This window comes from Thermithiobacillus tepidarius DSM 3134 (assembly GCF_000423825.1).
GTDB lineage: Bacteria > Pseudomonadota > Gammaproteobacteria > Acidithiobacillales > Thermithiobacillaceae > Thermithiobacillus > Thermithiobacillus tepidarius.
Genome location: NZ_AUIS01000006.1, coordinates 76,967 through 99,573, shown reverse-complemented (window position 1 = coordinate 99,573; position 22,607 = coordinate 76,967). Strand labels below are relative to the sequence as shown.

Genomic DNA, 22,607 nt, shown 5'->3' with positions numbered 1-22,607 from the left:
GGCGCTCAGGTGCGGATGCGGATGACCGTCATGTCCGCCCGCGCCTCCATGCCGAGCAGGACGATGCCGCGCGCCTTGCACCAGGCCCGCACGTCGTCGCCGCAGGGCGGATAGGTGATCAGGAGCCGGGCAGGCGTGCCCGGCGGCCGGGCATCCACGTCGCAGTTGATGGCCAGCAGATAGCCGGGGCAGGTTTGCCCGCGCACGTCGATCACCGCTTCGCCGTCGGTCATGCTGACCTGCCTGGCGCGAATGCCGCTTGGCGCTGGTCGCGGGAATGGCCGCATCGGCGTGCCTCCTTTCTGTTCGCAGTAATGCAAAAGCAAGTCCGGCTCATGGCTGGCGCGGTATCCGCCGGGCGCAGTTCCAGAACACCTGCTCGACGCCGACCCGCACGTAGCGCAGCGCCGTGCTCCATATCCGGCCGTAATCCCCCTGGTCTTCGACGATCGCCGCTCGGCCGTTCACCCGCAACCGGTCGCCATGGGCAAAATCCATGAAGAGCAGGCCGATGCGCGGATTGATCAGCAGGTTGCCAAGCGAGTTGTAAAGCCGATTGCCGCTGTAATCCGGGAAGACCAGGGTGGTGGGGTCGATGACCCGCACGGCCGGCTGGGGCTGGCCGTCCAGGCCGGGCTCCGTGCCGCGGAAGCTGCAGTCGCAGCGGCCTTGGGTATCGGCGGTGGCAATGAAGAAGAATTCGCGCCCTTCGATGAAGAAGGCGGTCTCCTCGTCGATAGCTTGGCGGAACATCCGATCCAACGCCTCAACGGCGCGTCCGCTCCAGGCAGCGGCGGGGTTGAAGCGTCGCTGCGCCTCCAGTTCGCCAGCGTGGAAAATATCGCTCAGATCCCGTGCCATGATGGTCTCCTGAGGTGGGAACATGCGTTGCCGCAGGGACACTCGATTGGCGTGGCGCGGTCCGCAGCAGGCTGATCCATGGGTTTACGCGTACATACAAAAGTGTGGCGAAACAGTCATTGCCCTGCCACCGCCGCTTGCGCCTCCCGCAGGGTTGTCACCAGCTGGTCGAAACGCTCGGCGCCGAGGGTGCTGCGCATGCGCTGGAACAAGGCTTGGCCGGTGGCATCGAGTTCAGCTTCCAGCGCCTGTCCCGCCGCGGTCGGATAGAGGGCCGATTCGCGGGCATCCGCCGCGTTTGGGCCGCGTTCCAGCAGGCCCTTGGCGGCCAATGCGTCGACGAAGCGGGTGACGGTCGAGGGCGCCAATCCCAGTGCCTGGGCGACGCGCTTCTGAGTGATGCCGGGTTCGCCCAAGACCAGCCGCAGAAGATAGGCGTGGGAAGGGGACAGCCCCAGGCGCTGGAAGGCCTCCTCCCAGATGCGGTTGATCGTGCGGGTGAGCACGTTGAGATTGAAATAGAGACAGCAATCGAACATGCTTCGATATTAGCCGATTTCTTTGCACATGCAAACTGGTCGAGTGCTGCGGCAAGCGCGGGGTGGCTTACCGTACGGCGCGCAGGCAGGCAACGGCCGGCGCTGGCCGCAAGCAGGGCGTCGCGCAGTGCGCCGGGGGAGCAGGCGTTCGTGCAACGCCAAGGTTCGGGCGGGCGGCGCGGCTAATGGGTTTCCAGCTTGCCCAGCTCGGCCAGGATCGACAGCACCAAGCCCTCGCCCTGGGCGCCCATGCCCTTGCAAAGCTTTTCCGGATCGCGCTCGCCGTTGACCAGCGGCCGTATGGCCGCCGCCAGGCGGGCCATGTCGCCGCCCGCCCGCGACATCTGCTCGGCCATGCCGGCCAGGATCTGCAGGACCTGGGTATTGCCGCGTCCGGACTGGTGGATCATGGCGGCCAAACCAGGCGCCGCCAGGGTGGGGTCCGGCTTGGCGTTGGGGTCGGGCAGGGTGCTCGGGTCCTGCAGGCCGCGCAGGATGGCCTGGGCCACCACGCCGTCCTCCTCGTCCAGGCCCGTCAGGACGCCAGGGTCGCGGCGGCCGGCCAGGATCAGGCGGATGGCGGCCACCAGTTCGGTCCAGCCGTTGTCCGCGGCGATCTTGAGCACCTGATCGAGGTCGGGGACCTGGGCGCGGTTATGGCAGGCCAGCACCACCCGATGGATGAGGGCGGCGTGGGCCTGGACGATCTGCTGGGTTTTGTCGGGAAGCTGGCTCATGCGCCTTATTCTGGAGCCGCTGCCGCCACTTGGCAACCGCTGCGCCAACTCGGCGCCTCAACGGCGCAGGAACTGCCCGCCGTCGTCCAGCCGGATGCGCAGCTCCCCCACGTGGCGTTCCGTGTGGGACAAGAGCGCGTAGGCGAACACGGCGAGGCCCGCCATCTCCAGCACTTCCTCGACGGTGGTCAGCAGGGCATAGCTCAGGCTCTCCTCACCGTGCAGCGCGGCATAGTTCCCGCTCACGAATTCCAGGCCCAGAGCGCCGCCGACGTAGAGCAGGCCGGCGCTCAGGAAGAGCCGGCGCGTGCGTGCCGGCAGATGGAACAGGAAGCGCAGGTAGGAGAGGGCGAAGATGGCGACGAAGATGCTGCCCGGAATCACCCAGGCGTAATACAGAACGCCGGTGGTCTGGAACGCATGCTGCATCCGCGTGCCCACCAGCTCATGGAAGCTGGAGACCTCCTCCACGGACATGAGCAGGAAGATGAGCGCCAGGACGGCCCAGTGCCGGGCGAAGCGGGCGCGGGCCGCGCCCGCGGCGCTGGCGTTGGCCGCCAGCAGGATGGCGCAGGAGAGCAGCAGGAAAGAGGAAAACCAAGTGGGGACGTTGCCTTCCTGGTCGAGGTGGAAAAGGCGCACGAAGCCGAAGAGGCCCGCGTAGCCGAAGACGTATTTGGCGATCTGGCCGGCAATGCTCGCCAAGGTGAGCAGCAGGATCGCGGCGGCCAGCGTCTTGGCGATCCGCTGGGGCGACAGTCGGATCTCCGCCCCGCCATGCGCAGCCAAGTCGAGGGAGCTCATTCCGGTGTGCCGCGGCGCGCCGGCGGCAGACGGGATGGCCGCGTACATGGGCGTGGCGCCGAAGGCGGGATCGGCTTGGCGCGACCATTGCGAAGCTTTGCTCAACATGAGACGGCTCCCTCCCTGTGTGGTGGCACTGTCAAAGGCTGGACGGCGGCCCCACCAGGGATGCGCACAACCGGTCCGGTGTCTTCGGCCCGGTACGGCGGCCGCCGTGATGAGGAGCGGATGGCGAAAAGGCGGGGCAAACGTTTCCGGCTTTGACCGGGCCTGGGCAATGCGGGGGCGGTGCCTGCCCGCAGCAAGGTTTTTGTCATGAAACTGTAATAATTCTGTAGTGCAGGCGGGAGCGCGTGTCAACGCGGCGAGGAGGCAACTGGGACTTTGGGCGGAATCGGCCGGGGCCGCACAGGGGTCCCGGCGGAGGACGGAAGGGGTCAGTCGCGGTAGCGCTTGAGCAGGTCGCCGTAGGCGTCGATGCGGCGGTCGCGCAGGAAGGGCCAGATGCGGCGCACGTCTTCGGAGCGGCCGAGATCGACTTCGGCCATCAGCACCGTTTCCTGGTCCACCGGCGCCTGGGCCAGGCACTCGCCCTGAGGGCCGGCGACGAAGCTCGAACCCCAGAACTGGATGCCGGCGCCCTGGCCGCTCGGATCGGGTTCGAAGCCGGTGCGGTTGCAGGCCAGCACCGGCAGGCCGTTGGCCACGGCGTGGCCGCGCTGGCTGATGATCCAGGCCTCGCGCTGGCGGTCCTGCTCGGCCGTTTCATCGCGCGGGTCCCAGCCGATGGCGGTGGGGTAGAGCAGCAGTTCCGCCCCGGCCAGGGCCATGAGGCGGGCGGCCTCCGGATACCACTGGTCCCAGCAGACCAGCACGCCCAGGCGGCCCACGGCGGTGTCCACCGGCGTGAAGCCCAGGTCGCCGGGCGTGAAGTAGAACTTCTCGTAGTAGCCGGGATCGTCGGGGATGTGCATCTTGCGGTACTTGCCCGCCAGCCGCCCGTCGCTGTCCAGCACCACGGCGGTGTTGTGATAGAGCCCCGGCGCGCGGCGCTCGAAGAGCGAACCGACGATCACCACGCCCAGCTCCCGCGCCAGCCCGCTCAGGGTCTCCGTGCTCGGGCCCGGGATGGGCTCGGCCTGGTCGAAGCGGCGCGTGTCCTCGGTCTGGCAGAAGTAGACCCCGGTGTGCAGCTCCTGCAGCAGGACCAACCGGGCGCCCTGGCGGGCCGCTTCGCGGATACCCCGCAGGCTTTTTTCCAGGTTGCCTTCGCGGTCCTCGCCGCAAGCGTGCTGGACGAGGCCGACGCTGAGGGTGCGCTTGCTCATGGAACCACTCCTTGCGGGATTTGCATGGTGACGCAGTGCAGGCTGCCGAACTGCAGGATCAGAGGCGCGCAGGGCACGCCGACGATCTCGCGCTCCGGGAAGCAGGCAGCCAATGCCGCCAGCGCCTCGGCATCCTTGGGATCATCGTAGGTGGGCACCAGCACGGCGCCATTGATGATCAGGAAATTGGCGTAGGTGGCCGGCAGGCGCTCGCCTTCGGCGTCGAACTTGGGCGCCGGCCAGGGCAGGGGCACCAGCCGGTAGGGCTGGCCGTCCGCCGTGCGGAAGGCCCGCAGCTCGGCTTCCATGGCCTGGAGCTCGGCGTAGTGCTCGTCCGCCGGATCGTCGCAGCGCACGTAGGCGATGGTCTGCGGATCGCAGAGGCGCGCCAGGGTGTCCACATGGCTGTCCGTGTCGTCGCCGGCCAGATAGCCGTGGTGCAGCCAAAGCACCCGTTCGACACCGAAGCAGCGACGCAGTTCCGCCTCCAGCCCGGCTTGGTCGAGATGCGGATTGCGGTTGGGCGAGAGCAGGCATTGGCTGGTAGTCAGCAAGGTGCCGGCGCCGTCGCTCTCGATGCCGCCGCCCTCCAGGATCAGGCCCATGGTCCGGAGCGGCGCGTCGCCGAAGGCGCCGAGGCCGTGCAGGCGGCGGGTGATCTGGTTGTCGAGGTTGGCCCGGTACTTGAGCCCCCAGCCGTTGAAGCCGAAATCCAGCAGCAGCGGCCGGCCGCCGTCGAGCACGGTAATGGGGCCATGGTCGCGGGCCCAGGTGTCGTTGCTGGGCACGGCGAAGAGGCGCACCTGCGCCATGGCCATGCCGGCCCGGGTCAGCAGCGCGCGCACGTGGGCCAAGTGGTCGGCGCCATTGCAGGCGATGAGCACGCGCTCGCGCAGGCTGATCTGGCGAGCGATCTCGACGAAGCTGGGCTCCACCAGCGCGAGGTGGGGCGCCCAGTCGCCTTCGGCGTGGGGCCAGGTGAGCTGCACGGCGCTTTGGGGCGCCCATTCGGGCGGCAGAAAGTACTGTGGCATGGATGCATCCAGGTTGCGGAGTTTGCGCAATGATAGCCGCTGGCCGCCGGCGAGGCCATACGGGCTGAAGCGCGCGCCGGACTGCGCTACACTACGTCCATGTCTCTCCGTCCCCATGAGCTTGCGCTGAACCTGCTCCTGCAGCACGTCCTCACCGGTCCCTTCCTGGCGGGGACGGGGCTGCGTGTCGGCATGCTGCGCGCGGACTTCCATCCGGAGCTCCTGGCCTTGGCGCGTCATCCCGCCGTGGCCGGGCTGCAGCTGCAGAGCACCTTCAAGCCGCACGTGGACGCACTGGCCGCTGCGGGTCTCGAGGTGGTGCCCGCCCTGCACGGCGACTTCGATCTGCTCCTCTTCGTGCCCACCAAGCAGCGCCGGGAGAGTTTGGCCTGTCTGGCGGAGGCGGTGGGGCGCCTGGCGCCCGGCGGCCGGCTCGTGGTGAGCTGCGCCAACGAGATGGGCGCGGCCACCTACGAAAAGAATCTGCGCAGCCTGGCCGGCCTGGCGGGCCATCTGAGCAAATCCCACTGCCGCGTGTTCTGGAGCGATGGCGGCCACGTCGACCGCCGGCTCCAGCAGGAATGGCAGGCGGCGGCGCAGCCTTCCCGCATTCCCGGCACGCCGTTCCAGACCGTGCCCGGCATCTACGGCTGGAACAAGATCGACCGCGGCTCGGCCCTGCTGGCGGAGCAGATTCCCGCCGATCTCGGCGGCGAGGGCATGGACCTCGGCTGCAACTACGGCTATCTGAGCTACATGCTGCTGCGCAAGGCGCCGGGCGTGCGCCGTTTGCATCTGGTGGAGGCGGAGGCGCGGGCGCTGGACTGCGCGCGCCTGAATCTGGCCGAATTCGATCAGGCCCGGCTGCAGTGCCATTGGGCGGGCGTGGACGAGCCGCTGCCGCAGGATCTCGACTTCGTGCTGGTCAATCCGCCTTTCCATACGGGCAAGGGCACCGACTACCAGCTGGGCAACCGCTTCGTGGAGGCGGCCTGCCGCGCTTTGCGCCGGGGCGGGCGGCTGTTCCTGGTGGCCAATCAATTCATCAGCTACGAGAACGTGCTGGACCGGCAGCTGAGCCGCCATGAGCGGGTGGCGCAGGCGGAAGGCTTCAAGGTTTTGGCGGGGGTGAAGTGAAGCGCCAGCGCCTGGACCAGCTGCTGTCGAACCTGGGCTACTGCAGCCGCAGCCAAGTGCGGGACTGGCTGCGGCAGGGCCGGGTGGAAGTGCAGGGCGTGTCGGCCCGCAATCCGGCGGACAAGGTGCTGCCCGACACGGTGCGAGTGGACGGGGAGCCCTTGGACCACCCCGACGGCTTGAGCGTGATCTTCCACAAGCCGGTGGGCTACGTCTGCTCCCACAAGGAGCTGGGCCGCACCATCTACGAGCTGCTGCCGGCGCGCTGGGCGGTGCGCAAGCCGCCGCTGTCCAGCGTCGGGCGCCTGGACAAGGACACCAGCGGCCTCCTGCTGCTGACCGATGATGGCCAGTTGCTGCACCGCCTGACTTCGCCCCGGCAGCACATTCCCAAAGTCTACGAAGTCATCCTGGCCGAGCCCCTGCGCGGCGACGAGGCCGCGCGCTTCGCCGCGGGCACGCTCCTGCTGGAAGGCGAGGAACGCCCCTGCCTGCCGGCCGAGCTGGAAGTGCTCGGTCCGCAGCACGTGCGCCTGGCCCTGCATGAGGGCCGCTATCATCAGGTGCGCCGCATGTTCGCCGCCGTGGGCAACCACGTCACCGCCCTGCACCGCGCGGCCATCGGCCGCCTGCGCCTGGGCGAGCTGGCGCCCGGCGCGTACCGCGAGCTGACGCCCGCCGACCTGCAACTGGCATTGCATCGAGAGGACAAGGCATGATCTGGACCCCCCATGTGACCGTCGCCGCCGTGGTGGAGGAGAACGGGCGCTTCCTGCTGGTGGAGGAGGAGGCGGAGGGCCGGCGCGTCTTCAACCAGCCCGCCGGCCACTGGGAGGAGGGCGAGAGCCTGGCGGAGGCGGCGGTGCGCGAAACCCTGGAGGAGACGGGCTACGCCTTCACGCCGGAGGCGGTGCTCGGCATCTATCACTGGCGCCATCCGCGGCGCGACATCACCTTCCTGCGCGTGGCCTTCGTCGGCTCGATCGGCGGCTACGATCCCGACCGGCCCCTGGACCAGGGCATCATCGGCCCGTGCTGGCTGAGTCGTGCGGAGCTGCTGGGCCGGACCGACCGGCTGCGCAGCCCGCAGGTGCTGCGTTGCGTGGACGACTACCTGGCCGGCCGACGCTATCCGCTGGAGATGCTGGTGCAGGTGTGAATCGGCCGCTCAGACCGACTCGCGCTTGAAGGGCGACAGCGCCTCCAGTTCCGCCCGGTAGCGGGCCAGGCCCACGCGCTCCCGCCGCAGGAAATCCGCCACCGCCCGCCGGAACTGCGGGTGGGCGAGCCAGTGGGCGCTGTAGGTGGTCACGGGCAGGAAGCCGCGCGCGATCTTGTGCTCGCCCTGGGCGCCGGCCTCGTAGCGGGCCAGGCCCTCGCGGATGCAGTAGTCGATGCCCTGGTAGTAGCAAAGCTCGAAGTGCAGACCGGGGAATTCGTCCAGGCTGCCCCAGTAGCGGCCGTAGAGGGCGTGCTCGCTGCGCAGGCTGAGGGCGCCCGCCACGTAGTCGTCGCCCTGCCGGGCCAGGAACAGCACGCAGGCAGCGGGCAGGCGCTCGCCCAGCTCGTGGAAGAAGCCCCGGGTGAGGTAGGGCATGGCGCCCTTCTTGCGGATGGTGGCCAGATAAAAGCGGTAAAACACGTCCCAGTGGGCCGCCGCGATCTCCCGCCCCTGCAGGCACTCCACCGTCAGCTCCCCAGCCAGAGCCTCGCGCCGCTCCTTGCGCACCTGCTTGCGCTTGCGGGAGCTGAAGCGATCGAGGAAATCGTCGAAATCCCGGTAGCCGGCGTTGCGCCAGTGGAACTGCACGCCCTCGCGGATGAGCAGGCCCGCGTTTTCCAGCGCCGCGCTTTCGTCGGGAGGGCAGAAGAGCGTGTGCAGGGAAGAATAGCCCGTGTCGGCCAAGGCCAGGGCAGCCTGCAGCAAGGCCGGCTGCCGCTCGGGATGCCCGCCGGTCAGCAGGCGCGGGCCGGTGACCGGCGAAAAGGGCGCGGCGCTGACCAGCTTGGGATAGTAATCCAGGCCGGCGCGGTGGTAAGCCTCGGCCCAGGCCCAGTCGAAGACGTATTCGCCGTAGCTGTGGCTTTTCTCGTAGAGGGGCAGGGCGGCTTGCAGCGCGCCGCCCTCGAACAGCGCCACATGGCGCGGCAGCCAGCCCGTGCCGGGGCCCACGCAGCCGCTCGCCTCCAGGGCGTGCAGGAACTCATGGCGCAGGAAGGGGTTGCCCGTGGGGTCCAGGGCGTTCCAGTCGGCGGCGGCGATGCCGGCCAGGCTGTCCAGGTATTCGATGTGCATGGGATGGCGCTGCGGCAACGGATGGGCGAGTGTAGCAAAGGACGATACCACAGCTTGGCCAAGATCGCCGCTGCAGCGTTTCGCCTGCGCCGGGAGCCGTGATCGCGGGCAGGCCAGCTCCTGCAGGCCGTGCCGGATGCCGTCGGAGCTGGCTGCCCGCGATTGCCGCCCGGCCCTGACCGGCGGGATCAGTCCTCCAGCGGGTTGTGGTGCTCGTAGTGGGGCGGTTCGTCGGGCGGCAGGGCGTAGCCGGCATCGTGCAGCATGCGTCCCAATCCTGCCGCCGGGCCGCCCAGGAGCTCGGCGTGCTCCAGGAGGTTGCTGGCGATTTCCCGGGCCTCCTTGGGGTCCAGATGGACGACGAGCTTGTTGGCGCTTTCCTCGATCACGTGCATGGCTGGTCCTCCGTCAATGGGTGGCATGGGGCGGCTCCCGGAAGGGGTGCTCCATGGTTTCCTTGTGGTTGGCGAGCACGTAGCCCAGATCCAGCACGTAGCGCCTGAGTTCCTCGGCGTGCTGGATGATGGGCTCGGCGATGCGTCCCAGCTCGTCCTGGTCGAATTCGATGGTCACGCCCTGGCTGTCCTGGCTGACGATACGCATGACGACACCTCCTGTTGGCAGGTTTGTTCACTGAGTATAGCTGCGCCCTTCAGAAGACTTCGCTTTCCGCCGGATAGATCACCAGATGCCGCAACGGCTCGCTGCCGGTGCTCTCGGCGGCGAGGCGGTGGCGGGCCACCAGGCGGTGCTGCACCTGGCGCAGGGCCGGCCGGCGCGGCGTCAGCTCCACTTCCACGCCCTCGTTGAGCACCCGTTCGATCGCCGCCTCGGTCTCGCGCAATGCATCCTGTACCTCGTCGGCATCGATGCCGCCCATGACATGGAACACCTGCTGCAGCAGATGGCGGATCTGCGCGGTGGTGTTCTTCTTGAGCAGGTGCAGCGGCTTGTCCGTGACATCGATCAGGTTGCGCAGGCGCGGATCGTCGGCGCGGGCGCGCAGGGCGAGCACCAGGTCGGCATGCTCGGGCCGGTTCACGGTGCGGGCGTCCAGGCGCAGGTCGCGGATGACCCGCTCCACCGAGTCGCGGCTCAGGGCATAGGGATAGATGCGCACGGTGCGCTCGCGCGGCAGGGCTTCCGGCTTGCCCGGCGCCGGCCGCACGCGCACGGTGGCGCGCTCGACCGCCACCTGGCCTTCCGCCGTCTGCTTGCGCCGCTCGCCGCCGGGATCGCTGCCGCGCAGCAGGGCATCCACGGCGGCGGCCGTGTCGCGGTGGACGATCACCTCGTCGCGGTCGGCGATTTCCACCAGCATGGTGAAGGTGGGCGGCGCCTTGCGTTCGCTGACCGTCTTCTGGGTGCCGCGGTGGCGCGCCTCCTCGTCGCTCAAAGTGACGGTCTGCACGCCGCCCACCAGATCCGACAGGATCGGATTGGCCACCAGGTTTTCCAGGGTGTTGCCGTGGGCGGTGCCGATCAGCTGCACGCCGCGCTCGGCGATGGTGCGCGCCGCCGCGGCCTCGGCCGCGGTGCCGATCTCGTCCACTACGATGGCTTCAGGCATGTGGTTTTCCACCGCCTCGATCATGACGGCATGCTGGCGATCCGGGTGCGGCACCTGCATGCGCCGGGCGCCGCCGATGGCGGGGTGGGGCACATCGCCGTCGCCGGCGATCTCGTTGGAGGTGTCGATGACCATGACGCGCTTGCCGAGATCATCGGCCAACACGCGCGCGATCTCGCGCAGCTTGGTGGTCTTGCCCACGCCGGGGCGGCCCACCAGCAGCACGCTGGCGCCGGTGTCGATGAGGTCGCGGATCAGGTCGATGGTGCCCAGCACCGCACGGCCGACGCGCAGGGTCAGGCCGACGATCTGCCCTTGGCGATTGCGCAGGGCGGAAATGCGATGCAGGGTGCGCTCGATGCCGGCGCGATTGTCGGCGCTGAACTCGCCCACGAGCGCCAGCACGTAATGCAGATCGTCGTGGGTCACCGGCCGGTCGAGCAGCTCGATCGTGCGTTTGATAAAGCGCGCTTGGGGCGGACGCCCCAGATCCAGCACGATTTCCAGCAATTCGTCCAGGGGCTGCCCCTGCAGCGCCTCCTGCACGGGCACGGGCAGGGTGGCGATGAGCCGGAAAAGATCGTCGTGCTGGGCTTGCGTGATGACTTGCTTGGTTTTCAGCATCGATGGTCGCTTGAGAGGCCGATCCGGCCAAAGCGGCCAGCACGGCGTATGATTTTGCCATTATCCACTAAGACAGGCGGCCAGCGGCGGGGTTCAACTCCGGGGCCCGCCGGCGGCCACCGGCCTTTTTGCCCATGCCGCGGGCAGGCAGGGCGGCTATGCTGGCTGTTGCCGTGCCGCGCTGCGTCGCGGACCGACGGCAAGTCTTTTCACGTCACCACAGAGGAAACGTCATGGATCCGACGCCGCATGGCTTGCTGGCTTGGCTGGGGCTCGTCTTTGTGCTTGGACTGCGTCATGGCCTCGATGCCGATCATCTGGCGACCATCGACGGCCTGGCGCGCTTCAACGCGGAGCGCCGTCCGCGCTTGGCGCGCTGGACCGGCGTATTGTTCTCGCTGGGGCACGGCCTGGTGGTGATCGGCGTGTCCGTGCTCATGGCCGCTTTGGCCGGCGCGCTGCACATACCCGCCTGGTTCGGCGCCGTCGGCGTGTGGACCTCGGTGACGCTGCTGACCCTGATCGGCTTGCTGAACCTGCTCAGCCTGTTGCGGGCCGGCCGGGACGAGGTCGTGCGCCCGGTCGGATTGAAGGGACGCTACCTGCGCTTCGCCACCCGGGCGCGCAGCCCGGGGGCCGTGCTGCTGGTGGGCGCGCTCTTCGCATTTGCCTTCGACACCTTGAGCCAGACGGCCACTTGGGCCCTGGCGGCCTCCAGCGGGGGCGGCTGGCTGACCGGCGCCTTGCTGGGCGCGGTCTTCATGCTGGGCATGATGCTCAGCGACGGGCTCAACAGCCTGTGGGTGGCGCGGCTGCTGGCTCGCGCCGATGCCCGGGCGCGCTTGGCTTCCCGCATCATGGGCGCCACGGTGGTCGGCCTCAGCTTCGGCATGGCGGCTTACGAGGCGGGCAGCTATTTCCGCCCGGCCTGGTCCTCTTGGGAGGCGGGACGGGAATGGCTGCTGAGCGTCGCCCTGATCGCGCTGCTGCCGCTGGCCTTCGTGCTTGCCGCGGCGGTGTCGGGCCGGCGCAGCCTGCGTTACGGCTGAAGTCCCATGGCGCACCCTGCGCTGCAACTTGTCGCGTGCACCCTGGTCTAATGGTTTCAGCCAGGCCTGGAGTTAAGATACATGCATTTTCAATCCTTGGAGCAGGCGCTCGATTTCCTGATGCACAGCGAAAAGAACAGCGTTGCCTATCAGGAAGCGTTGGAGTATTGCGTCGAGAACGCACCCTCGGACCTGCGGGAAAGCCTGTACTCCCTGTACCGCTCCGCTTTTTACGGCGCCGACACGGCAGTGGATCGCAGCGTAGCGGAAGGCCGATCGGCGAGCGAGCATCCGCTCTCGACGCGCCACTAACCTTCCCGGATTCCCGTCTCCCGTTCCCCTTCACGCTGACCCGAGAACACCAGCATACGCAGCAGCACCTGCTCCGCGGCGTCCCGGACCGGGGTGTGCCGCAGCAGCAGGGGCAGTTGCGTGGCCACGGTCCGCACCTGGAAGATGCCACCGGCATCCGCGCTCCAGTCCCCGGTGCCCGGCTCCAGCATGGGCCGGAAGTCGCTGCCCGGCGCGCTGTCCGCGGACAGCCCCAGCAGCGTGGCGGCCCGTGGCGAAAACGCCAGCACGCGCCAGTCGGCGTCCGTCATGACCACGGCACCGGGCAGCTGCTCGATGACGCCGGGCTGCTGGGCTCTGGCCAAGGCCAGGCTGGTCTGCACGCGGGCCAGCAATTCCTTTTTGTTGAAGGGCTTGGTGATGAAATCGGTGGCGCCGGCCTCGATGCCGCGCAGGCGTTCCTCCGGCAGTGACAGGGCGGTGACCATGATGACCGGCAGGGTGGCGAAATCCGGCTCCCTGCGCAAGGTTTCACAGACCTCGTAGCCGCTCATGCCGGGCATGCGCACGTCCAGGATCACCGCGTCCGGCCTTTCCAGCCTCACCTTATCCAGCGCCTCGCGGCCGCTGTATGCCTCGATGACGCGATAGCCCGCGTCCTTGAGGATCAGTTGCAGCAGCTTGACGTTCTGCGGCGCGTCATCCACCACCAGGATGCGCGCGCCCGCGATCGTGTTGTCATCGCTCATGGCGCGGCCCTCCGGCTTGTTGCTGCACGTGATCGGCGACCAGTTGCGGCAGCCGCCGCGTGTCGATGGGCTTGGCGAGATAGGCGTCGCAGCCCGCGCCCAGGATGCGGCTTTCGTCGTCCTTCAGCGCCTGGGCGGTGATGGCGATGATGGGCAGGTGGGCGAGGCGCGGGGTGCTGCGGATATGGCGGGCCAGCTCCAGGCCGTTGCTGCCGCCCAGGCGGATGTCCAACAGCACGAGAGCGGGCGTGGCGGCCTCCAGCAGGGCGCGGGCCCGGGTCAGATCCTCCGCTTCCTCGACCCGGTAGCCGCGCGCGCCGAGCACCGCGCGGATCAGCTTGCGGCTGGCCGGGTCATCCTCCACCACCAGAATGGGACCGTGCGTTGCGTCCATGGCGCTCCCTCAGGGCTGGCCGTGCACCGGCAGCACCTGGGCGATGGCCGTGAGCAGCTCCTGGCCGACGCCTTCCTGCCGGACGGTGATGATGTGAATCTCGCCGTAGCCCAGGGCCTGTTGCGCCTGGACCAACTGTGACGTGGTGAGGACGAGCACGGGAATGTGGGCGCCAGGATCGCCGTGCAGCGCCGGGATCACGCTCAGGCAATCCGTGCCGGACAGAAGATCGACCACCACCAGGGCCGGACGGAGGAGCTTGGCCAGGTAGATGCCTTCGGCGCCGCCGAGGGCCTGTACGACGTCGAAGCCCGCATTGGCCAGGTAGGCGGACAACAGGCGCAGGGCATCGGCGTCGTCGTCCACCACCATCACCTGCTGGCGCACGCCGGGCGTCCCGCGCTGGCGCAGGCAGCGGCCAAGGGCGCGCAGCAGCTGCATCCGATCAACCGGCTTGACCAGGTAGTCGACGGCACCCAGGCGAAAGCCCAGGGCCTGGCGGTCCAGCACCGAGATGATGACGACGGGAATGTCGCGGGTGCGCGGAGAGGCTTTCAGCGCCGTCAGCACGTCCCAGCCGTCCATGCCCGGCAGCAGCAGGTCGAGGAAGATGGCCTGGGGACGGAGTCGCGCCGCCTGCTGCAGCGCCTCCTCGCCGCTGCGGACCAACACGCTCCCATAGCCGGCCGCGTCGAGGTACATGGCGAGAAGCTTGGCCGCCTGCGCATCGTCCTCCACCACCAGCACCGCTGGGTGGGTCGGCGTGGAGGCGGAGGGGCGGGCCGGCGTGCCGGGGCGCCGCATGGCCGGCTGCTCTTTCATGACGCACGGTCCTCCTCGGATTCGGCGGGCTGCAAGGGCAGGAGCACGTGGAAGACGCTGCCCCGGCCGAACTCGCTCTCGAACCAGATTCGCCCGCCGTGGGCTTCCACCAGGCGCTTGCTCAGCGCCAGCCCAAGGCCGGTGCCTTCCTGCTGTCGGGCGTGGGAGGCGTTCACCTGGCTGAACTCCGTGAAGATCCGCTCGCGATCCTCGGGACGGATGCCGATGCCGGTGTCGGCCACGCGCAGGTGGAGCCGGTCTCCCTCGATCCGGGCCGACACGGTGACGCCGCCCTGGTCGGTGAACTTCACCGCATTGGAGAGCAGGTTGTAGAGGACCTGCTTGAAGCGCAGCGGGTCCGCCGTGATCACTCCGAGATCGGGCGGCAGGTCCACCTTGATCCAGAGGTTCTTCTTCTCCGCCTCGCCGCGCAGGGTGGTGATGGTCTCCCGCACCACCTGCGCCACCGGAAAGGTCTCATGGAAGAGCTCCAAACGGCCGGCCTCCACCTTGGCCAGGTCCAGCACGTCGTTGATCAGGCGCAGCAGCACCTGGCCGGCGTTGTGGATGTAGCCGAGATATTCGTGCTGCTCCGCGTTGAGCGCGCCGGGGATCTCGTCTTCCAGGACTTCGGTGAAGCCGATGATGGCATTGAGCGGCGTACGGAACTCGTGCGACATGTTGGCCAGAAACTGGCTCTTGGCGGCGCTCGCAGCCTGGATCTGCAGGTTGAGCAGGTGCAGTTGCTCCATGGTGGCGTTGTAATGGGCCATGTAGCTTTCCATGCCGAGCTGCAGGTCCAGGTTCATGACTTTGTCCAAGGCGAGGATGTGCTCCACCAAGGCTTGCGGATCGTGGCCATAGCGCTCCAGGAGGAGCGGGTAGAGGATGCGGTGGTAGAGCTGGAACGCCCCGATGAACCACTGAGGCTCCACCTGGATGATGTTGTGGATGTAACCGATGCGCCAGCGGCGCTTGAAGTAGTCGGCGTCACGGGGGCCGCGCACGGCCTGGAGCAGATAGGCCTTCTGCGCCTCCTTCAGGCGCCGCACTACGGCTTCGTCCCGGAAGACCTGGCGCGTCTCCGGGAAAGCGAGGAGGTGCTGATAGAAGCGTTCGACGATCTCGGGCAGATGCGCCTGGATCAGGTCCTCTAGATCGCGGAGCAGGGCCAGGTCGCGCTCCTGGAAATCCAGGTAGGCCAGCCGGCGCTCGCGCGTCGCTTCCAGGTAGGCGGGCGGCGCCATCGGGGACACGCTCGGCTGCGCTTCGTCGTCCATGTCTGCCACCTCGTCCGTCACGCCCCCAGCACCGCCGCCTTGTCCACGTAGTCCGATACCGCCGCCACGAAAGTGGCGTGGCTCCAGGTCAGCGGCGACACGGAAAGGGGCGCGCCGCTGTGCGGGTGTACCTGCTCCGGCATCACGCCGGAGGGCAGCGCCCGCTCGGCCGCCCAGCGCAGCAGGGGCAGGGCGCGCTCCAGGGAGGCGCGGTCGCGTGCCGCCGCGATGTGATACTGGGCGAGCCACAGGGTGCAGACGAGCCAGGGATTGCCGGGCGCGTCCGCCGCCTGCGCCTGCTGATAGGTGTCGCCCTCGTAGCGCGCCACGCCGCCGATGCCGTGGCGGATCCACAGCCGTTCTTCCACCGCGCGGGCGGTGCCGGCCACCCGCGGGTCCAAGGGATCGTAGCCGCCGAAGAGCACGAGGCCGAGCAGGCTGGCATCCACGCCGGGGTCGCGGATCTGCATGCCGTTTTCGAAGAGGATGCCGCGCGCGAAGCGCCCCTCCCGCGGACAGTAAAGGTGCCGATCCATGGCCTCGCGCACCTCGGCGGCCGCCCGTGCATAGGCGTCGGCCCGCTCGTCTTCCTGAAACAGCCTCGCCAGCTCCGCCGCCGCCCGCAGGCCCGCCACCACCGTGGCCGTGGTGAAGGTGAAGACGCCGCGATGCTCCTCCCACAGATCATAGGAAGGCAGGGGCAGTCCGGTGTGCTCGTCGCGAAAGCCCAGCAGAAAGTCGGCGGCCCGTTCGACGAAGGGACTGTAGAGGGGGCGGATCGCCTCGATGTCCCGGTGCGCGAGGTAGTGCTGCCAGATGGCCCAGATCACCAGGGCCGTCTCGTCCTCCTGGATGGGAAACTGCATGTCCCCGTGGCTGAACCAAGGGTGCCAGGAACTGCCCACCGACCCATCCGGATTGTACTTGTGCATCAAAAAGCCCGTTTCGGACAAAATGCTGGCGGAATAATTAAATTCGACCGCCTTGCGGGTGCAAAATTCCAGAAAGCGCCGGCTCAGGCCGCCAAAGCCGGCCCGGTCCAGCGCCTGCGCAGTGATGGCGCCGTCGCGGGGCCACATGTAGCTGTAGGTGTCCTGGTTGAACTGCCGGATGTCCGTGTCATTGGCGGCGACCACCGCACCGCCATGGTCGCTCTGGGTGCGGATGATGAGCAGGCTGCGCCGATAGCAGGCGAGCAACGACGGCGGCAGGTCGTGGAAATCCCGCTGGCCGGCGGGGACGAGCAGCGGCACGCCGATGACCGAGTCCACCGCGCCCTGGGCGATGGGATTGCCGCTCAGCTCGCCGTCCTCGGCGTCCCGCCAGGTGCCCTCGAAGCCCTTGTTGCGCTTCGTGCCCGTGGCGAACATCGTCACTCCCAGCGCGGTCTCGCTGGCGCAGCTCATGAAAAAGTAGCGCGGTCCCTTGTAGTGCACCAGGCAGGCATTCTTGGGATCGAAAAACACCGTGTCGCCGATCTCGTTTTCCAGTGCGTTCAGGTCGGCATGGAAGAAGAGCCGCACCGAAAGGGGGCGGGACGAGCGATTCTGCACCCGCACCCGGCGCACCAGGATGTTCTGCTCGTAATCGACGATGTCGTTGCAGCGCAGGGCGAGCGGCAGGTGGCGGTGGGTGGCGGTGACGGCCGTGACCAGCGTGTCGGGGAGATAATCCCGGCGGATGGTCCAGTCCTCCCGGTTCACCCAGGCAAAGGCGCCGTCCGCCCAGACGCCGAAATGCCAGGGGAAACCCAAGGCATGATTCTCCTTGCCGACGCGCGGGTAGTAGAAGTCACGGATGCGGTAATCGAGGTCGAAAGCGGCAAGCAAGGTGCCGTTCCCGATGGGGATGTCCCGCGGCATGATGGGCGACTCTCCTGGTCTGGCCGGCGGCCGGCGCTTTACCAAGTATGGACCGCATGCCCTCCTTGTCGTCGCCCGCCGGCTCAGGGCTCCGCGAGCGGCGTGACGAGGGCCGGATCGTCATGTTTGGGGCTGTTGACGCTGCTGCTGACCGGATAGCCGGTCATCTGCGCCGGCGGGTAGGGCGCCAGCAACGGCTGCAGCAGCTCGGGATCGCTGATGGCCGGGTCCAGCCAGAGGTCGAAGTCCGCGCGTTCCAGGATCACCGGCATGCGGTCGTGGATCGGCCGCACCCGCGCGTTGGCATCGGTGGTCAGAATGGTGCAGGACTCGATCTCCGCCCCGTCCGGCCCATGCCAATGCTCCCACAGCCCAGCGAAGGCGAAGGGCGTGCCGTCCTCCCGGCGGAAATAGAACGGCTGCTTGCGCCCGTTCTGGTTGCGCCACTCGTAAAAGCCGTCCGCTGGAATGAGACAGCGCCGGCGCCGGAAGGCAGCGCGAAAAGCCGGCTTGTCGGCGGCGCCCTCGGCGCGGGCATTGATCAGGCGGGCGCCGATGCCCGGGTCCTTGGCCCAGGATGGAATCAGTCCCCAGCGCATCAACGTCATTTCCCGGCCCGCCCCGTGCTGCCGGACCACCGGCACTGCTTGGGTGGGTGCGATGTTGTAGCGGGGCGCGAGCGGCGGCAGCGCTTCCAGTTCAAAGAGAAGCTGCAAAGCCTCCGGCCGGCTGCTCAGGGTATAGCGTCCGCACATGAGATCATCATAGGGCTTCCGGGCCGGGGCGGCCAGCCGGGACCGCCTTTGGTCCCATCCAGCCGGCAACGGAGCGGTGCTACGGTGCTTGCGTTCTCGCGGTGTTCTCCTTATGATGGGAAACAAATGGAGAACGAATCTGTTTTCAATGCGAACAGTACCCGGTAAAGGATACGAGATGGAATGCCCCAATTGTAAAAAACCCCTGCCTACCCTGCTGATTGCCGGCGCCATGCGTTGCCGCCAGTGCGGGCATTGGACCGTGAAGCGCAAAGGCGGCCGCCGTGCCGTGCGCGACCAGTCCGCGCCCAGGAGCTGAAAACCCGAGGTCGACCGGGCCGGCCGCTGACGCGGCCGGCCGCATCGGACTTTTGACGGGGCGTTTTGTGGTGCTGCCTGGCATGAACCCTGCCGGCAAGGGCTATACTTAGAATTAAACATCAGCCAGTGATGGCGGGAGAGCGATACCAGCTCATCCGCGCCCATGCCACGGCACCCAGCCCTGTCATCTGTGCCGGAAAAGGCCATCTATGCCTTTCAAGCGTTGGAGCCAGTTGTCCGCCCGTTGGCGGTATTCGTTACCTGTCGCCTTCACCGGACTGGCGGTACTGATCAACATACCTCTCAGTCCTTTTCTCGCCCCCAACACCCTGCTGTCGCCGTATCTGATCAGCGTTATTCTCAGCGCCTTCATCGGCGGCTGGGGGCCGGGCCTGCTGGCCACCGGTCTCAGCGTGCTGGCGCTGAACTACACCTTTTTCCCGCCCCCCTATAGCCTGGCCAGCCTCACTCGCGGGGAAGTCATCCGCTTCGGCAGCTTCATCCTCATGAGCAGCATCATCAGCTGGTTCGGGCACCGGCTGCACCGGGCACTGCAAGAGAGCGAGCGCGAAAAGGCCGAACTGGCGTCCATGGCCCAATCCCTGCGGGAACGGGAGGCCCTGTTCCGCGCCACCTTCCATCAGGCGGCGGTCGGCATGGCCCATGCGGCGCTCGACGGCCGCCTGCTGGAGGTCAATCGCAAGCTGTGCGACATCCTCGGCTACCGCTGCGAAGACCTGCTGCAGATCACCTTCCGCGAGCTTACCCACCCGGAGGATCTGGAAAGGGAGCTCGAACTGCGACGCCGGCTGCTGAACGGCGATGGACAGAGCTACACCCTGGAAAAACGCTATATCCACAAGGACGGCCGCACCATCTGGGCCAATGTCACGGTTTCCCTGGTGCGGGCCAGCGACGGCCAGCCCGCCCGCACCCTCGCCCTGGTCGAGGACATCACCGAGCGCAAGCGGGCCGAAGCGGCCCTGCGCGAGAGCGAGGCGCGCTACCGGGCCATCGGCGAGCTCATTCCCTTCGGCGTCTGGACCGCCAACGCCCAGGGCGAGATCACTTACTTGAGCCGGAGCCTGCTCGAACTGCTGGGCAAAACCTTGGAAGAGATGCAGGGTAACGGCTGGCTGTGGGTGCTGCCGCCTGACCAGGCGGCGCGCGCCGCGGCAGACTGGCGGCACTGCGTGGAGAGGGCCTGCTTCTGGGATTACGAGTACCATTTGCGCGGCGTGGACGGCAAGGATTACGTCATCCTCAGCCGCGGGGTGCCCATTCGGGATGCCCAGGGACAGGTGACCTCCTGGGTGGGCACGCTGCTGGACATCACCGAGCGCCAGCGCACCGCGGAGGCCCTACGCAGGGCCTACGAATTCCGCGAGCGCATCATGGAGAGCGCCAGCAACGCCATCTACGCCATCGATCTCGAAGGCCGGATCATCCTGTGCAACCGGACCGGCGCGACCATCACGGGCTACGAGGTCCATGAGCTGCTCGGGCAGCCCTTCGCGGTCCTCTTCACGCCGGACGCTTTGGCCGGTGTGCAAGAGCAATTCGCCCGGGTTGTCACCCAGGGCATGAGCGTGTCGCAGTATGAAACGGAGCTGACCCGCAAGGACGGCAGCAAGCGTATCGTCAGCGTGAGCGCCGCGCCCCTCTTCGAAAAGGAGCGGGTCACCACGATCGTGGGCACGGCGGAGGACATTACCGAACGCAAGCGTGTGGAAGCGAAAATCCGCCAGCTGAACACGGAGCTGGAGCAACGGGTTGAGGAACGCACGGCCGAACTGCTGGCCGCCAATCTGGAGCTGGAATCCTTCAGCTACTCCATCTCGCACGATCTGCGCGCGCCACTGCGCGCCATCGACGGCTTCAGCTATGCCCTGCTGGAGGACTGCGGCGGCACGCTCACGGAGGGCTGCCGCGACTACATGCGCCGCATCCGCCGCGCCAGCCAACGCATGGCCGAGCTCATCGATGCCATGCTGAACCTGGCCCGGCTGAGCCGGGGTGAACTGCGCCGCGAGCGCCTGGACCTCAGCGACAAGGTGCGCGAGATCGCCGAGCGCCTGCAGCAGACTCAGCCGGAGCGGCAGGTGGACTTTGTCATTGCCGAGGGTGTGACGGCGGAGGGGGATTCCCAGCTGCTCCGGGTCGTGCTGGAGAACCTCTTGGACAACGCCTGGAAATTCACCAGCAAGCACGAGCGCGCCCGCATCGAGTTCGGCATGCGGGAGGAGGACGGACGGCGGGTCTATTTCGTGCGCGACGACGGCGCCGGCTTCGACATGGCCTACGCGAACAAACTCTTCGGCGCCTTCCAGCGCCTGCACAACCCCGCCGAGTTCGAAGGCACCGGCGTGGGGCTGGCCACGGTGCAGCGCATCATCCACCGCCACGGCGGGCACATCTGGGCCGAGGGCGCCGTCGAGCAGGGCGCCACCTTCTACTTCACGCTGGAGTGAGTCGCCGCCCGCGGCTGCGGCGCCGGCCCAGCCAAAGGCCGGCCAGCAGGCCGATCGCCAGGGCACCGGCCAGTTTGCGTCGATCATCGAAGCGGATGAAGCGCGTCGCCTCGGGCGTGATCTCCACCACGCCCAAGGGCGTGACCGCGACGCCTCCGCCGCCACCCTCCTCGGCGTCCGCTTGCGCGGCTCGTTGCCCCGGATGGCGACTGCCGGAGCCGCCGCCGAAGCCGTAAGCGATCCGCGCGACGGGAATCACGGTCCGGCCTGCGGCGGTGATGCTCTCGCCATACACCGTATGTACATGGGCGCTGCTGTGCAGGCGGTCCAGCATGGACTGAAAGAAATTCTGAATGGACATGAGCTTACCTCGCTATCGCGATGGCGGCGGGTAGCCGGGCCGTAGCCCGGACCGTGGTGCAGCGTGCGCCTGCCTGGCTGCGCGCGGTACGGGTGCTGCAGCGCCTGCTGCTTAGCGCTGGGCGCCCTGACCGTTGCGCGGCAGCATGCGCCTGGTCTAGCGGCTTGCGCCGCCGCTCAGGCGATGCACCGTACCTTCGTGCCCAACCACGTACACCTCGCCTTGCTCGTCCTGGCCGAAGGAGGTGATCCTGAGCTTGGTCGGCAGCAGCACCCGCTGCCGGCCGTCGCGCAGGCCGAAAATCTCGCCGCTGCAATAATCCGCGTACAGGTAGATGCCCGTCAGGGCCGGCACTCGGCTGCCGCGGTAGACGTAGCCGCCTGTGATGGAGCAGCGGCCTTTTTCGTGTCCATATTCGGCCACCGGCAGTTGCAAGCCGGCCTGGGAGCAGCCGCGCCTGGGCGGGAAGCAGTGCTTCCCTTCCATGATGCGCCAACCATAGTTGCCCCCGCGCTTTATGACGTCGATCTCTTCCCAGGCGTCCTGCCCGACGTCGGCGGCCCAGAGCTGGCCGGTCTTGCGATCGAAGGAGAAGCGCCAAGGATTGCGCAGACCATACGCAAAGATCTCCGCGCGCCCGCCGCCCCGGGCGAACGGATTGTCCGCCGGAATGCCGTAGGGCTTGCCGCGATCCACGTCGATGCGCAGGAGCTTGCCCAGCAACTCCCGCCGGTTCTGGGCACGGTTGCCGGGATCGCCGCCGGCCCCGCCGTCACCCAGGGCGATGTATAGAAAGCCGTCCGGGCCGAACTCGATCATGCCGCCGTTGTGGTTGGGGTAGGGTTGCGGGACGACGAGCAGCCGGCGTTCTTCGGTGGCGGAAACGTTCGCCTCGTCCGAAACCCGGTACTCGGCCACGACGGTGGCGCCGTCGGGTGCGCGGGTGTAGTTGATGAAGTAGCGGCCGTTCTGCCGGTACTTGGGATGGAAGGCCAGGCCCAGCAGCCCTTGCTCGCCGCCGGCGCGTACCTGCTTGGTGATGTCCAGGAAAGGCGTGGGCAGCAGGCGGCCCTGCTGCACGATGCGGATGCGGCCGGGCTGCTCCAGGATGAAGAGGCGGCCGCTGCCGTCACCGGCGTGGGTGACGTAGACCGGACTCTGCAGGCCCCGGGTCGCCACGGCCTCCAGGCCGAGCCGCGGCGTTTCCTGCGCGGCGGCCATGGGCGCTAGGCAGAGGAGTCCCAGCAGCGCATAGCCTGGACGACCCCATCGGGCGGCACGGTCTTGGCGCATGGTCTTCACCTCCTGGCGTTGCGCGGAGA

25 protein-coding genes are annotated in these 22,607 nt (G+C 68.0%); 6 read left to right on the top strand and 19 right to left on the bottom strand.

Features of this window, described 5'->3' with window-relative positions; all coding sequences use genetic code 11:
- Positions 1-5 precede the first annotated feature (5 nt).
- The 7 genes from G579_RS15780 to G579_RS0104155 form a co-directional block, all read right to left on the bottom strand.
- Positions 6-233: a sulfurtransferase TusA family protein gene (locus G579_RS15780; protein WP_051180820.1), complete on the bottom strand. Its 228-nt coding sequence runs from the start codon at positions 231-233 to the stop codon at positions 6-8.
- Positions 234-333: 100 nt separating this feature from the next.
- Positions 334-861 carry a pyridoxamine 5'-phosphate oxidase family protein gene (locus G579_RS0104180; RefSeq protein WP_038018086.1) on the bottom strand — a complete coding sequence of 176 codons (528 nt, stop codon included), beginning with the start codon at positions 859-861 and terminating at the stop codon, positions 334-336.
- A 116-nt stretch (positions 862-977) separates the two neighbouring features.
- Entirely contained in the window at positions 978-1,400 is a 423-nt protein-coding gene (locus G579_RS0104175; RefSeq protein WP_028989171.1) for a MarR family winged helix-turn-helix transcriptional regulator, read from the bottom strand.
- Positions 1,401-1,582: 182 nt separating this feature from the next.
- Entirely contained in the window at positions 1,583-2,137 is a 555-nt protein-coding gene (locus tag G579_RS0104170) for a hypothetical protein (RefSeq protein WP_028989170.1), read from the bottom strand.
- A 57-nt stretch (positions 2,138-2,194) separates the two neighbouring features.
- The gene (locus tag G579_RS15775) at positions 2,195-3,049 is read right to left on the bottom strand and encodes a hypothetical protein (RefSeq protein WP_081662573.1); all 855 of its coding nucleotides are present in this window, start codon (positions 3,047-3,049) and stop codon (positions 2,195-2,197) included.
- Between the two features lie 329 nt (positions 3,050-3,378).
- Positions 3,379-4,269 carry a carbon-nitrogen hydrolase gene (locus G579_RS0104160; RefSeq protein WP_028989169.1) on the bottom strand — a complete coding sequence of 297 codons (891 nt, stop codon included), beginning with the start codon at positions 4,267-4,269 and terminating at the stop codon, positions 3,379-3,381.
- Positions 4,266-5,303, bottom strand: coding sequence for an agmatine deiminase family protein (locus G579_RS0104155; protein WP_028989168.1), 1,038 nt, complete (start codon positions 5,301-5,303; stop codon positions 4,266-4,268). Before G579_RS0104155 ends, G579_RS0104160 begins: the two co-directional genes overlap by 4 nt.
- 99 nt (positions 5,304-5,402) lie before the next feature.
- On the opposite strand from G579_RS0104155, the gene G579_RS15770 reads away from it, so the two are divergent.
- The 3 genes from G579_RS15770 to G579_RS0104140 are packed head-to-tail and all read left to right on the top strand — an operon-like array spanning position 5,403 to position 7,599.
- Positions 5,403-6,440: a class I SAM-dependent methyltransferase gene (locus G579_RS15770; RefSeq protein WP_081662572.1), complete on the top strand. Its 1,038-nt coding sequence runs from the start codon at positions 5,403-5,405 to the stop codon at positions 6,438-6,440.
- Positions 6,437-7,159, top strand: coding sequence for a pseudouridine synthase (locus tag G579_RS0104145; protein ID WP_028989167.1), 723 nt, complete (start codon positions 6,437-6,439; stop codon positions 7,157-7,159). The genes G579_RS15770 and G579_RS0104145 overlap by 4 nt, the downstream gene beginning before the upstream one ends.
- Positions 7,156-7,599 carry an NUDIX hydrolase gene (locus G579_RS0104140; RefSeq protein ID WP_028989166.1) on the top strand — a complete coding sequence of 148 codons (444 nt, stop codon included), beginning with the start codon at positions 7,156-7,158 and terminating at the stop codon, positions 7,597-7,599. The genes G579_RS0104145 and G579_RS0104140 overlap by 4 nt, the downstream gene beginning before the upstream one ends.
- A gap of 9 nt (positions 7,600-7,608) precedes the next feature.
- Here G579_RS0104140 and G579_RS0104135 read toward each other — a convergent pair whose 3' ends face one another.
- The 4 genes from G579_RS0104135 to G579_RS0104120 all read right to left on the bottom strand — a co-directional run bounded on the left by G579_RS0104135 (position 7,609) and on the right by G579_RS0104120 (position 10,930).
- A complete protein-coding gene (locus G579_RS0104135) occupies positions 7,609-8,736 on the bottom strand; it encodes a GNAT family N-acetyltransferase (RefSeq protein ID WP_028989165.1) in 1,128 nt (375 codons plus the stop codon).
- 188 nt (positions 8,737-8,924) lie between these two features.
- A complete protein-coding gene (locus G579_RS0104130) occupies positions 8,925-9,131 on the bottom strand; it encodes a hypothetical protein (protein ID WP_028989164.1) in 207 nt (68 codons plus the stop codon).
- Positions 9,132-9,144: 13 nt separating this feature from the next.
- Positions 9,145-9,339 (bottom strand): hypothetical protein, encoded by a 195-nt coding sequence (locus G579_RS0104125; protein WP_028989163.1) that lies wholly within the window; start codon positions 9,337-9,339, stop codon positions 9,145-9,147.
- Positions 9,340-9,388: 49 nt separating this feature from the next.
- Complete coding sequence (locus G579_RS0104120) at positions 9,389-10,930, bottom strand: R3H domain-containing nucleic acid-binding protein (RefSeq protein WP_051180818.1); 1,542 nt, start codon at positions 10,928-10,930, stop codon at positions 9,389-9,391.
- A gap of 233 nt (positions 10,931-11,163) precedes the next feature.
- Between G579_RS0104120 and G579_RS0104115 the strand changes: the two genes are divergently transcribed.
- On the top strand, positions 11,164-11,979 hold the full coding sequence (locus G579_RS0104115) for a HoxN/HupN/NixA family nickel/cobalt transporter (protein WP_028989161.1): 816 nt from the start codon (positions 11,164-11,166) through the stop codon (positions 11,977-11,979).
- 81 nt (positions 11,980-12,060) lie between these two features.
- Positions 12,061-12,291, top strand: a complete 231-nt coding sequence (locus tag G579_RS0104110) for a hypothetical protein (RefSeq protein WP_028989160.1) — start codon at positions 12,061-12,063, stop codon at positions 12,289-12,291.
- Here the strand turns inward: G579_RS0104110 and G579_RS0104105 are convergent.
- The 6 genes from G579_RS0104105 to G579_RS0104080 all read right to left on the bottom strand — a co-directional run bounded on the left by G579_RS0104105 (position 12,288) and on the right by G579_RS0104080 (position 18,132).
- Positions 12,288-13,019: a response regulator gene (locus tag G579_RS0104105; protein WP_028989159.1), complete on the bottom strand. Its 732-nt coding sequence runs from the start codon at positions 13,017-13,019 to the stop codon at positions 12,288-12,290. The genes G579_RS0104110 and G579_RS0104105 overlap by 4 nt on opposite strands.
- Entirely contained in the window at positions 13,009-13,413 is a 405-nt protein-coding gene (locus tag G579_RS15765) for a response regulator (RefSeq protein ID WP_038018082.1), read from the bottom strand. The genes G579_RS0104105 and G579_RS15765 overlap by 11 nt, the downstream gene beginning before the upstream one ends.
- A 9-nt stretch (positions 13,414-13,422) precedes the next feature.
- Positions 13,423-14,235, bottom strand: coding sequence for a response regulator transcription factor (locus G579_RS18105; protein WP_028989158.1), 813 nt, complete (start codon positions 14,233-14,235; stop codon positions 13,423-13,425).
- Entirely contained in the window at positions 14,232-15,515 is a 1,284-nt protein-coding gene (locus tag G579_RS18100; protein ID WP_155989736.1) for a protoglobin domain-containing protein, read from the bottom strand. The genes G579_RS18105 and G579_RS18100 overlap by 4 nt, the downstream gene beginning before the upstream one ends.
- 17 nt (positions 15,516-15,532) lie before the next feature.
- A complete protein-coding gene (locus tag G579_RS0104085) occupies positions 15,533-17,377 on the bottom strand; it encodes a glycoside hydrolase family 15 protein (RefSeq protein ID WP_028989157.1) in 1,845 nt (614 codons plus the stop codon).
- A gap of 83 nt (positions 17,378-17,460) precedes the next feature.
- Positions 17,461-18,132: an SOS response-associated peptidase gene (locus G579_RS0104080; RefSeq protein WP_028989156.1), complete on the bottom strand. Its 672-nt coding sequence runs from the start codon at positions 18,130-18,132 to the stop codon at positions 17,461-17,463.
- A gap of 530 nt (positions 18,133-18,662) precedes the next feature.
- On the opposite strand from G579_RS0104080, the gene G579_RS18095 reads away from it, so the two are divergent.
- Positions 18,663-20,924, top strand: coding sequence for a PAS domain S-box protein (locus G579_RS18095; RefSeq protein WP_051180816.1), 2,262 nt, complete (start codon positions 18,663-18,665; stop codon positions 20,922-20,924).
- On the opposite strand, the gene G579_RS0104070 is transcribed toward G579_RS18095, so the two are convergent.
- Together G579_RS0104070 and G579_RS0104065 are read right to left on the bottom strand one after the other, a co-directional pair.
- A complete protein-coding gene (locus G579_RS0104070) occupies positions 20,911-21,285 on the bottom strand; it encodes a GerW family sporulation protein (RefSeq protein WP_028989155.1) in 375 nt (124 codons plus the stop codon). The two genes, G579_RS18095 and G579_RS0104070, sit on opposite strands and share 14 nt — an antisense overlap.
- A 156-nt stretch (positions 21,286-21,441) precedes the next feature.
- Positions 21,442-22,578: a PQQ-dependent sugar dehydrogenase gene (locus G579_RS0104065; RefSeq protein WP_211218648.1), complete on the bottom strand. Its 1,137-nt coding sequence runs from the start codon at positions 22,576-22,578 to the stop codon at positions 21,442-21,444.
- Between the last annotated feature and the right edge of the window lie 29 nt (positions 22,579-22,607).